A 10,630-nucleotide genomic window follows, 5' to 3' on the forward strand; every position below is an offset into this window, starting at 1 on the left:
GGCGCGACAAGGTTTTGTCCGATCTTGTCAGCGACCGCGGTTTGCCGTTCGATGGCGGCATGGAACCCACCTCGTCCGCACCCGGCCTGTTCGGCGAACCGTACGAAACCCCCGACGGCACCACGGTGATCACCGTGAGCCGCCCGGCCGGGGTGTTCGTGATCCGCGAAGGCCGGGCCAGGTGGGAACCGGCGGTGGACGCGACGCGCGTCGCGTTGCTGGCCGTGGGCACCGGGCTGGTCGCCGCCACGCTCGGCGGGCTCGCGGTGCTGCACCGGCCGCCGTGGCCGCACCTCTCCCGCCGGGCGCCCCAACGCTAGCTCGCGCCCTTCGCCAGCGCCTGGACCCGGGCGATCGGGCCGTTGTAGTAGTTCTGGTCGCCCGGCAGCCCGCCGCCGCGCGCGAACTGCCAGATGCTCTGCTTCTCCCACCCCGCCGGCAGCTCGCCGACCTCCGGGCCGTACCGCGCCAGCCACAGCGGGTCGGTGTTCCCGAACCGGTCCGTGTTGCCCGTGCAGCGCTTCCACCACGTCGTGCTGGTGTAGATCAGCGCGCTGCGCTTCGCCTTCGCCAGGTACGTCCGCGTGAAGTCCGAGATCCACGCCGTCATGTCCGCCGGGCTCTTGCCGTAGCAGACATCGCCGTACGGGTTGTACTCGATGTCCAGCGCACCCGGGAGGGTCGTGCCGTCCGACCGCCAGCCGCCGCCGTGGGCGATGAAGTACTCCGCCTGCTCGGCGCCGCCGGAGACGTCCGGGCGGGCGAAGTGGTAGGCGCCGCGGATCAGCCCCGCCGTGTGCGCGCCGTCGTACTGCTGGCCGAACTGCGGGTTGACGAACCCGGTGCCCTCGCTCGCCTTGACGTAGGTGAACTTCGCGCCGGCCCCGGCCGCCGCGGGCCAATCGACCGGCCCTTGGTGCCCGCTGACGTCGTGGCCGAGCGTCTGCCCGGGCGCGTCGGCGCGGCCGCTCCCCTGCACCCCTTCGTGCGCGGCGATCTGCGTGCCCGCGAAGTTCGTCGCCGCGAGCGAGTAGTCGGCAGGCGCGGCGTCGGCCGGCGTGGTGACGACCGCCGCCGCCAGCGCGGCCAGCGCGCCCGCTCCCGTGAGCTTCGCGCGCCACCGCCGCTGTTCGTCGTGTCCGGCAACGGTTCGGCTCATCCGGGCTCCGATCTCGGTACTGGCACGTCCGGATCCCATGCTGCCTGCCCGCGTCGCTCCCCGCGAGGCTTGTGTCACTCGATGTAGTGATCTTGGCTTTCAGAGCTCGGTGGTGATGATCGCCTCCACCAGCACTTCGCCTTCCGGCGTCAGCTCGATCACCCCGCGGTCCGGCAGCAGCCTGACCAGGCCGCGCGCGGCCAGCGAACGGAACCTGCCCAGCCATGGCTCGGCGAACAGCGACCGCCCGGGGAACCGCGAGGCGTGCACGGAATCCCGCAGCGGCTGCAACGTCGTCAGCGCCATCTTCACCGCCCGCGCCTCCTGCGCCTCCGGCGTGAACCGCGTCGCCGAGCCGAGCGGGATCCGGCCCGCCTCGACGGTTTCGGTGTACCGCTTCGAGTTCACGTCGGTGATCGCTTCGGACGCGCGGCAGCTCGAGCTGCCGCCCAGCCCGATGGCAACCTCGGCCTCCTGCTTGTCCTGGTCGACCATGATGGCCTTCCACTTCTCCGGCCCAAGCCCGGCCCGCGCGAAGTACATCGTGGGGTGCTCGGTGTACCCGGCCGAGCGCAGGCCCTCGGTCAGCAGCTCCCGCATCTGGTACTGCTCGCCGAGCGTCGGCCAGCGGTGGCCGTCCCGCACCAGCTTGTCGCGGTAGGACGGCAGCTGCCACGCGGCGGGCTTCTCCCCGGTGACGCCGGTGCGGGTGTCGCTGTAGGACGCCAGGTGCAGCTTCGTGCACACCACCGCGGTGACTTCGTTCTCCAGCACGACGTCCAGGTCGCGCCGGACGCTGTCCAGGGTCTGGTCGAGCAGGCCGTACATGAGGTCGATGCTGACCCACTCGAACCCGGCGGCGGTGGCGCCCGAGACGAAGTCGACGCACATCCGCGCGGTGTGCTCGCGCCGGCACAGCTCCAGGACGTGGTCGTCGAACGACTGGACGCCGCTGGAGAGCTTGGTGCAGCCCAGTTCCCGCAGCAGCTCGAGCTTGGCCGGGGTGAACGTGCTCGGGTCGCCCTCGAAGCGGATCGTCGTGCCGGCGGTGAACCCGAACTCCGCACGGTAGAAGTCGAGCAGGCGGCGGATCTCCGGTTCCGGCAGCAGCGACGGCGTGCCGCCGAAGACGTTGAACTCCCCCACTTCGGCGCCGGCCAGGTGCGGCACGGCGTCGAGCCACAGCCGGGCTTCGGCGATGTTCAGGTCGACCCAGAGCTTCGCCTTGTCGTGCTGCACCTCGGGTTTGCCCTTGACCAGCACCACCGGGTACTGGCAGAACCGGCAGCGGTAGGCGCACGTCGGGATGTAGGACCACAGGTGGATCGGCCCGGACGAAGCCAGCTGCGCGTCCAGGTCGCGCAGGAACTCCGGCGGCGAGCCGGGGACGTTGCCGGGAAAGACGTGCGCCCCGAACGGATCCTCCCGCACGAACTCGAGGAGGTGCCGGTTCTCCGGCGCTTCGAGGACGTCGAGCACGGCGGGCCGCGGCCACGCGGGATCGAGGCCGTGCAGCGAGCCGATCGCCGCTTCGTAGGTGAGCGTCATCAGAACACCCCTCCGTTGCCGAAGTAGTTGTGGGCCTCTCCCGATTCGCGGTCCTCGCAGTAGTAGCGGACGAACTCCGCGAACCGCTCCGCCGGGACCTCCGCCAGGCACGGCGGCAACGGCGGCGGGTGCCCGATGTCGGCGCCGACGTGCCGCCGCAGGCACGCGAACAGCTCGTCGGCGAACTCGAAGTACAGCCGGTACGACGGCGTCTTGTACGCGTGGATCGGCGTGAAGTCGACGACGCGCATCTCGTCGCGGATCTCGGCGATCCGCCGCGCGAGCCGGCCGGCCAGGTCCGCGCCGAAGAACGCGACGACGGCGTCGTCCGCCAGCAGGGCCGGGGTCAGCAGCACCGGCAGGATGGTGTTCTTCGGGGTGAAGTCCTTGATCGAGAACTCCCACGCCTGCTTCGCCTCGGCCTCGGTGAGGTCGGCGGAAACCGCGGGCGCCGACGGCCGGATGTCGCGCATGACGATGATGCCGTCCGAGCCGTAGGCCCGGCCGGCGATGACCTCGTCGATGGCGTGGTCGACGCGGCGCGGGTTGATCTCGACCCGCGAGCGCGGCGCGTAGGTGATCGCGTCCCCGCCGCTGGCGACCTTGATGCCGAAGTCCCAGTCGTCGGAGAGGTGGTTGACGAACTTGCCGTCCTGCAGCTGGTAGAAGATCTCGATGCCGCCGGCGCGCTCGTAGGCGTCGCGCTCGACGGCGAAACCCTTGCCGTCCGGGAAGCCGCCGAAGAGCGCGAAGGTGACGGCGCGGCACCGCAGCGTCCGCTGGATCGCGTCCCACAGCCGTGGCCGCCCGGTGAAGTGCTCTTCGTTGTAGTAGTAGTCGCAGACGCCGATGGCGGCCTTGCTCTCCTCCATCGCGGCGAACAGCTCGCTCAGCCAGTGCGCGTCGACGCGGCAGTCCGCGTCGGCGGACACGAGGTAGAACCGTTCCCCCGGGTCGGTGTCGGGCCGGTTCCGGCTGCGCGCCACGGCGAAGTCCATGCCCGCCCGCCGCGCGCACGACACACCCTGCTCGGGCTCGTGGATCACGTGCAGGGCCAGCTCGGGGTGCGCCGCCGCGAAGGCGTGCGCGATGGCGACCGTGTCGTCGGTCGAGTTGTTGTCGACGAGCACGACCTCGTACCGGCCCTTGTCCAGCGGCGCGTCGCCGTCGCGCTGGTCGTGCAGCGTCCGCAGGACCTCCGGCAGGTTCGCGGCCTCGTTGTACACCGGCAGCACGACGCTCAGCCGCGTGCCGGCCGCCATCGGCGGCGGGTACAGCCGCTCGACCAGGTCGTCGACAACCCGGGTGCCGAACTGCGCCTGCCCGAGTTCCGAGTTCGCCCGCACCACTTCCGCCCGTTTCCCTTCGTCGGTGATCAGCTCGGCGACGGCACGGGCGAACGCCGCGTCCGGCAGGTCGCGGGCCCGGATGTCCAGCACCGGCGCCCGGAACCCCTTGCTGCCGTAGACGACGTCGTACAGCTCGTACCCGCTCGTCGCGTACGGCGTCCCGGAGGCGATGGCCTCGCTGATCGGGTTGCCGTAGCTCTCGTAGTCGTAGGAGGTCAAGAAGGAGACGACCGTCGCGTGGGCGAGGAGGTCGCGCACGGAGTACCGCCCGGGCACGGCCGTGTCGTACGGCGTCAGCCAGCCGCCGAAGACGACCCGGTCGCGCACGCCGAGGCGGGCCGCCAGGTCCACGAGCCGGGCGTGCTCGGCGGGCGCCTCGGCGACGTCGCCGGCCACGAACAGCCACGCGTCCGGCAGCAGCGCGAGGAGGTGGAGGTCCCGGTCGATCCGCTTCTGCGGGATGATCCGGGTGATGCGGGCGAGCAGCGGCACGTCACCGGGGATGCCGTGGTCCCGGCGGAATCCCGCGTTGCGGTCGTCGATCCGCGCGGGCGCGATGGTGAAGGCGTTCGGCAGGACGTCGAGGTTGCGCAGGCCCGGCACCCACTCCAGCGTCCGGGCCTTCGCCTGCTCGTGGAGGGCGAAGTAGTGGATGTGCGGGGAGTTGCGCGGCGCCGGGACGCCGGGGTACGGGAACCGCCCGTACTTGGCGATGCCCGGTTCGCTCTGCCACATCAGGTCGTGGTCGCGCCAGAACACGAACCGGCCCAGCCGGTGGCGGGCGCCGTAGCGCTCGATCGCGCGGTAGAGCGCCTCGGTGTAGGTGAGGTTCTCCGGCAAGGTCCCGTTTTCGACCATCACCATCGTCACGCCGAGGCGCTCCCAGGTGGCCACGATCCGGCCGGCCAGTTCGCCGGCGATCCGGTCGATCTCCGGGCGGAGGGTCTCGTCCTCGCCCTGGACGACTTCGCGCAGGACGCGCTCGACGAACTCGCGGTCGTAGCCGCGGATCTCCTCGACGCCCTCGACGCGGTCGAGGGTGACCCATCCGGGCAGCAGCCCGGCTTCGCCGCGGTAGGGCCGGAAGAACGCGCCCTTGTCGGCCTTGATGTCGTAGCCGAGGTCGAGGTGCACCCGGCGCCCGGTGAGCCGGCGCGCGGTCTTGAGGAATTCGACCACGAGCCCGGACAGCGGAGTGGCGTCGAAGGACACGCCCCAGAGCACTGACATCGTTGTCGGACCCCCGTCTCGGCTTCGCCGTCGTTCCCAGCCTAAGCGGCGGTGCGCCGGAAGGCCGGTTGAGCGGGAAGCGCTTTCCTCGCGGCGAAGTGGTTGACCCCCGGCGCCGCACGCCCCAGAGTGACCCCATGAACCGGGCCCTCGGGGTGCTGACCTGCGGCGCCTTCCTCTCAGTGGTGCTCGGGGTCCTCGGCTCCGGGGAGCCCGTGCTGTCCCTCGTACTGGGTGCGGTCTTCACCGCGCTCGCCACCGCGGGCTTCGGCTGGGTGCGCGACCGCGGCCGGCGGGCCTGGCCGGCCGGGTACGTCGTGGTCCAGCTGCCGCTGGCCTTCGTCATCTTCACGATCAACCCCGGCGTCGGGGCGACGCTGTTCCTCGTCGTGCTGGTCAGCCAGTGCGTGCTGCTGCGCCTGCCGCTGCCGGTGGTCGCGCTGGTCATCGCCGTGGTGCCGCTCGTGCACCTCGGGATGTCGCTGGGCGAGGGCCTGCGGGAAGGGCTCGGCACGCTCGTTTCCGTGCTGTTCGCGGCGGTGATCACCGAGCTGCTGCTGCGCGAGCAGCGGTCCCGCGGCGAACTCGCCGAGGCGCACGAGAAGCTGCGGGACTACGCGACCCAGGCGGAGCGGCTCGCGACGGCGCAGGAGCGCAACCGGGTCGCCCGCGACATCCACGACGGGCTCGGGCATTCGCTCACCGTCGTCCAGATGCAGGTGAAGGCCGCGCGGGCGGTGCTGCCCACCGATCCCGGGAAGGCCGACGAGGTGCTGGCGAAGGCGCAGGAACAGGCCGAAACCGCGCTGGCCGAGGTGCGCCGCTCGGTGAAGGCGTTGCGCGAACCGCGGTCGACGCCGCTGCCGGACGCGTTGCGGGCGCTGATCGCGGATGCGGGTGTCCCGGCCCGGCTCACCGTGTCCGGGGCCGAGCGGCCGCTGCCGGAAGAGCACCGCGAAGCGCTCTTCCGGGCCGCGCAGGAGGGGCTGACGAACGTCCGCAAGCACGCGGCCGCCGGGCACGCGGATCTCCTGCTGGACTACGCCGACGCGTCCGTCCGGGTCTCGGTGCGCGACGACGGCGTGGGGACCGGCGGCGACGCTCCCCCGGGCTACGGCCTGGTCGGGCTGCGGGAACGCGCGGAACACCTCGGTGGCAAGCTCGCCTTCACCTCGACGCCCGGCGGGGGCAGCGCGCTGAGCATGGAGGTGCCGGGATGACCCCGGTCCGCGTCGTGCTGGTCGACGACCAGGCCCTCTTCCGCGAGGCGCTCGCGACCCTGCTCGCCACCAACGACGGCATCGACGTCGTCGGCGAGGCCGGCAACGGCGAGGAGGCCCTTCGCCGGGTGGCTGCCCTGGCGCCGGACGTGGTCCTGATGGATCTGCGGATGCCGGTGCTCGACGGCATCGCCGCGACCCGGCGGCTGCGGCTCGACCACCCGGGTACCCAGGTCATCGCGCTGACGACCTTCGACGACGACGAGGACGTCTTCGCCGCCCTGCGTGCGGGCGCGGTCGGCTACCTGCTCAAGGACGTCTCCTCGGCGCGGCTGGTCGAGGCGGTGCTGGCCGCCGCGCGCGGGGAGTCGGTGCTGCAGCCGTCGGTCGCGGCGAAGGTCGTCGCGCGGTTCGCGCAGCTGCCCGACCCGCCCGAATCCCGCCCGCAGCCACTGGTGGTGCCGCTGTCGGAGCGCGAGCTCGAGGTGCTGCGGCTGCTCGCCGACGGCCGGAGCAACCGCGAGATCGCCGGGACGCTGTTCCTCGCCGAGGGCACGGTGAAGAACCACGTCACCAACGTGCTGGGCAAGCTCGGCGCCCGCGACCGCACCCAGGCCGCGCTGCGGGCCCGGGACCTCGGGCTGCTCTGACGGCGGTCACATGACCCGGGTCATGACTTCCGGCACCTGGCACCACGGCCCGCACCCGCGATTCTCGTCCAGGAGCAACCCTGGAGGGAAACCATGACCACCACCGAAACCACCCGGACCACCGCCCGCAAGCTCGCCCGGTTCACCGGCCACTACGCCGAGATGGTCGCCGCCATGATCATCGGGATGGTGGCCCTCGGGCCGCTGTGGCCGTCCGCCTGGCTGGAGCGCGCCGACGTCGACGCGCTCGTGATGGCCACGAACATGACCGTCGCGATGGTCGCGGCGATGGCGCTGCGCCGGCACTCGTGGCCGCGGATCGCCGAGATGGCCGCGGTGATGTACCTGCCGTTCGTGGCGCTGCTCGTGCCGCACTGGCTCGGCGCGCTCTCCGGCACCACCCTCATGGTCGCCGGGCACGTGGTCATGTTCCCGCTGATGCTCGCCGCCATGGTGTGGCGCCGCACCGAGTACTGGCACTGACATGCGCACCTTCCTGAAGTGGTGCGCGGTCGTCGTCGCCGTGCTCGCCGTCCCCGCCGCCGGGGCCACCCTCTCCGCGCTGGACGCGGTCGGCGCCCTCTACGCCCCCGGGCCTTCGCGGCCCGTCCCCGCCGCGGCGCCCGTCCCCCACGATCCGGCCAAGCCGACCGTGGTGGTCGTCGTCGGCGACCGGGGCGCGGTCGTCTCCGACGTCCTCGCGCCGTACGAGATCTTCGCCGTCACCGGGCGGTTCAACGTCTACACGGCCGCGCCGCACCGCGAGCCGAAGCCGCTGACCGGCGGCCTCGACCTGGTGCCCGACCTGAGTTTCGACGACCTCGCCGCCCGGCTCGGCCCGAAGCCGCCGGACCTCGTCGTCGTCCCCGCCCTGCCGGACGTCGGCGAGGCCACCACCGAGCCGGTCCGGTCCTGGCTGCGGGCCCAGGCCGCCCGCGGCGCGAAGCTGCTGGGCGTCTGCAACGGCGGTGCCGTGCTCGCCTCCGCCGGGCTGCTCGACGGGCGCCCCGCCACCGCGCACTGGCTGAAACTCGGCACCTGGGCCACCGATTACCCGGCCGTGCACTGGGTGCCCGGCCGGCGGTTCGTCGACGACGGCGACGTCGTCACCACCGCCGGGATCCTCTCCGGCGTCGACGGGACGCTGCACTGGGTCGAGCGGCTCGCCGGCCGCGAAGCGGCAGCCGGCGCCGCCGCGGCGATCGGCTGGCGCCGCTACGGGACGGCGGTGCCGGTGACGCCGCCGGCCGGGATGCCGGACCCGGCCGCGATCGTCAACGCCGGCTTCCGCTGGAACCCGGACGACGTCGGGGTGCTGCTCGCGAACGGCGTCGGTGAGCTCGAACTCGCGTCGGTGTTCGACACCCAGGGCCAGTCGCTGTCGTCCCGCACCCTCGCCGTGAGCGCCGACGGCGGCCCGGTCCGGTCCCGGCACGGGCTGACCTTCGTGCCCCGCGCGAGCCTGGCCGCCGCGCCGGACCTCGACCGGCTGCTCGTGCCGGGCGCGACGCGCGGGGTCACCCCGCCGCCCGGCGGGCCGGCCGCGGAGTACGTCCACGACCGGCCCGGCTTCGCCTACGACACCGCGGTGAGCGGCCTTTCCCGCAGCACCGACGTCGCCACCGCGCGCTGGACGGCGAAGGTGCTGGAACTGCCCACCGACGGGGTCGTGTTCGAAGGCCGGGCCTGGCCGTGGCTGCCCACGGTCCTGCCGATCGCGCTCGTGCTACTGGGCGCGGCGGTGGTCACCGTCGTCGTGCGGCTCCGGCGCCGTCACGGCGCCCAGGGCTGACCGACGACCCAGCTGACGTCGTCGGTCCAGGACGTGGGGTTGTCCCAGGCGTTCGTGCCACTGGTGTCGGCGATGTAGAGGGTGTTGTTGTAGTGCCGCAGGTACTTGGCCGGGAAGTTGGCCGACCGGAACGACGTTCCCTGGCCGTTCTTCCCGGCTACCGGGCAGAACGTCGCGTCCGAGCGGAACGTCGCCGTGCCGTCCATGGGCTGCCGCTGCACCTTGTAGTCGAAGTGGCGCAGGAAGTCCCCGGGGTAGTTCCGCGACTCGAACGACACGCAGGAGGGGTCGGCGAGGCCCCGGCGGACGATCCAGGTGGCGTCGCTCTTGTCCAAACCGGAGCTGCCGGAGGAGACGGGCGAGATCACCGCGTTGTCGTTCTGGTGGCGGATGTAGTCACCGGTGCAGCACGCGGTGGTCGCCCGCACGGAGATCTCCGAAGCCGGCGTCAGCGAGCCGGTGGTCCCGGTCGGGCCGCCGTAGCCGACCGACACGACGTTCGCCTGGACCGCGTTGTCCGCCGCGTCGGTCGGCAGCCCGGCGGTCATCACGCCTTCGAAGAACGACCCGATCGAGCCGTTGCTGTTGTCGCCGCCGGTGCCCAGGACGATCGCGCCCTCCTGGTGCATCGGCGAGTACCCGGACCCGGTCGTGGGTTCCGGACCGGAGTACGTCGTCCTGAGCGAGCCGGACTGCGCGTTGCCGTCCTTGAGCGCGAAGAAGTTCTGGCCGTTGTTCTTCAGCAGGGCCGTGACGAACGGGAACTTCGTCCCGGTGTTCGCGGTGTTCCGGCTGCCGCCGGCACTCGACTGGAACAGGCCGTTCTCCAGGTCGGCCTGCACCCACGGGCCGGTGCCGTTGCAGGGCTGGAACCAGCACTCGGTGCCGAAGTTGATCGCGTCCATGTGGCCGTTGCCGGTGTCCAGGTTGTTCGTCTCGGCGTTGCCGTAGTCGAAGCAGCAGCGATCGTTGACGTGGGTGCCGGAGGTGATCATGTACATGCCCTCGGGCTGGCCGTTGACGGCGACGCCGGAGGTCGTGTTGTCGCGGTACCCCATCCGGCCGGAGAACGACGCGCCGTAGACCTGGTGGCCGCCCGCCGTCACGGGCAGGCCGTCCGCGGGCACGCCGGTGTCCTGGCCGCCCGCGCCGCCGGGACCTTCGATCGTCAGGTCGTTGTGCCGCGGCGACTGGTCGTAGATCTCGGTGATCAGGCAGGTCGTCCCGGAGCAGAAGCTGTCCTGCGCGGCCGCGTTGGCGTAGCCGCCCGCCGCCAGCAGGCCGATGTTGGTCTTCGCGCCGTCGGACGCGCGCTGGACCTGGTAGAGGGGCCCGTTGTAGGCGGCGTAAAGGGCTCGCGTGGTGCTGTGCGCGGCGACGCACGGCGTGCCCGCCGCCCCGTAGATGTCGCACGGCAGCGACGTCGCGGCCGACGCCGTCGACGCCGCGGTCAGGCTCGCGCAGACCAGGGCCGCGGCACCGGTGACCACCAGCAGGATTCGCCGGCGAATGTTAGCGCTAACACTTTTGCTATCTCGACGTTGAGACATAAAAGCCTCCGTGGGGACCCGAATGATGTGAGCGTTACCAGCGAGCACTATCCAGCCCGGTCCGCGTTTCGTCAACGCTCTCATCAGGCGCAAAACGGACGCCGCGCCGCTCCTAAAACGATTTAGGAATCG

General features: G+C 71.9%; 9 protein-coding genes. 5 read left to right on the plus strand and 4 right to left on the minus strand.

What is annotated here, in order from left to right:
• Positions 1-59: 59 nt before the first annotated feature.
• Positions 60-320, plus strand: a complete 261-nt coding sequence (locus tag ACH54P_RS06410) for a hypothetical protein (RefSeq protein WP_489911393.1) — start codon at positions 60-62, stop codon at positions 318-320.
• Here the strand turns inward: ACH54P_RS06410 and ACH54P_RS06415 are convergent.
• The 3 genes from ACH54P_RS06415 to ACH54P_RS06425 all read right to left on the minus strand — a co-directional run bounded on the left by ACH54P_RS06415 (position 317) and on the right by ACH54P_RS06425 (position 5,286).
• Positions 317-1,159 (minus strand): GH25 family lysozyme, encoded by an 843-nt coding sequence (locus tag ACH54P_RS06415; protein ID WP_489911394.1) that lies wholly within the window; start codon positions 1,157-1,159, stop codon positions 317-319. The genes ACH54P_RS06410 and ACH54P_RS06415 overlap by 4 nt on opposite strands.
• A gap of 99 nt (positions 1,160-1,258) precedes the next feature.
• Positions 1,259-2,707 (minus strand): radical SAM protein, encoded by a 1,449-nt coding sequence (locus ACH54P_RS06420; RefSeq protein WP_489911395.1) that lies wholly within the window; start codon positions 2,705-2,707, stop codon positions 1,259-1,261.
• Positions 2,707-5,286, minus strand: a complete 2,580-nt coding sequence (locus tag ACH54P_RS06425) for a glycosyltransferase (RefSeq protein WP_489911396.1) — start codon at positions 5,284-5,286, stop codon at positions 2,707-2,709. The genes ACH54P_RS06420 and ACH54P_RS06425 overlap by 1 nt, the downstream gene beginning before the upstream one ends.
• Before the next feature lie 137 nt (positions 5,287-5,423).
• Here ACH54P_RS06425 and ACH54P_RS06430 point away from each other — a divergent pair, with 137 nt between their 5' ends.
• The 4 genes from ACH54P_RS06430 (at position 5,424) to ACH54P_RS06445 (ending at position 8,948) form a co-directional block, all read left to right on the plus strand.
• Entirely contained in the window at positions 5,424-6,506 is a 1,083-nt protein-coding gene (locus ACH54P_RS06430; protein ID WP_489911397.1) for a sensor histidine kinase, read from the plus strand.
• The gene (locus ACH54P_RS06435) at positions 6,503-7,156 is read left to right on the plus strand and encodes a response regulator (protein WP_489911398.1); all 654 of its coding nucleotides are present in this window, start codon (positions 6,503-6,505) and stop codon (positions 7,154-7,156) included. The genes ACH54P_RS06430 and ACH54P_RS06435 overlap by 4 nt, the downstream gene beginning before the upstream one ends.
• 93 nt (positions 7,157-7,249) lie before the next feature.
• Positions 7,250-7,639: a hypothetical protein gene (locus ACH54P_RS06440; protein WP_489911399.1), complete on the plus strand. Its 390-nt coding sequence runs from the start codon at positions 7,250-7,252 to the stop codon at positions 7,637-7,639.
• Between the two features lies 1 nt (position 7,640).
• Positions 7,641-8,948, plus strand: coding sequence for a DJ-1/PfpI family protein (locus ACH54P_RS06445; RefSeq protein ID WP_489911400.1), 1,308 nt, complete (start codon positions 7,641-7,643; stop codon positions 8,946-8,948).
• On the opposite strand, the gene ACH54P_RS06450 is transcribed toward ACH54P_RS06445, so the two are convergent.
• Positions 8,930-10,498 (minus strand): alpha-L-arabinofuranosidase B, encoded by a 1,569-nt coding sequence (locus ACH54P_RS06450; RefSeq protein WP_489911401.1) that lies wholly within the window; start codon positions 10,496-10,498, stop codon positions 8,930-8,932. The genes ACH54P_RS06445 and ACH54P_RS06450 overlap by 19 nt on opposite strands.
• Positions 10,499-10,630 lie beyond the last annotated feature (132 nt).

The organism is Amycolatopsis sp. N2S4-7 (assembly GCF_058119595.1).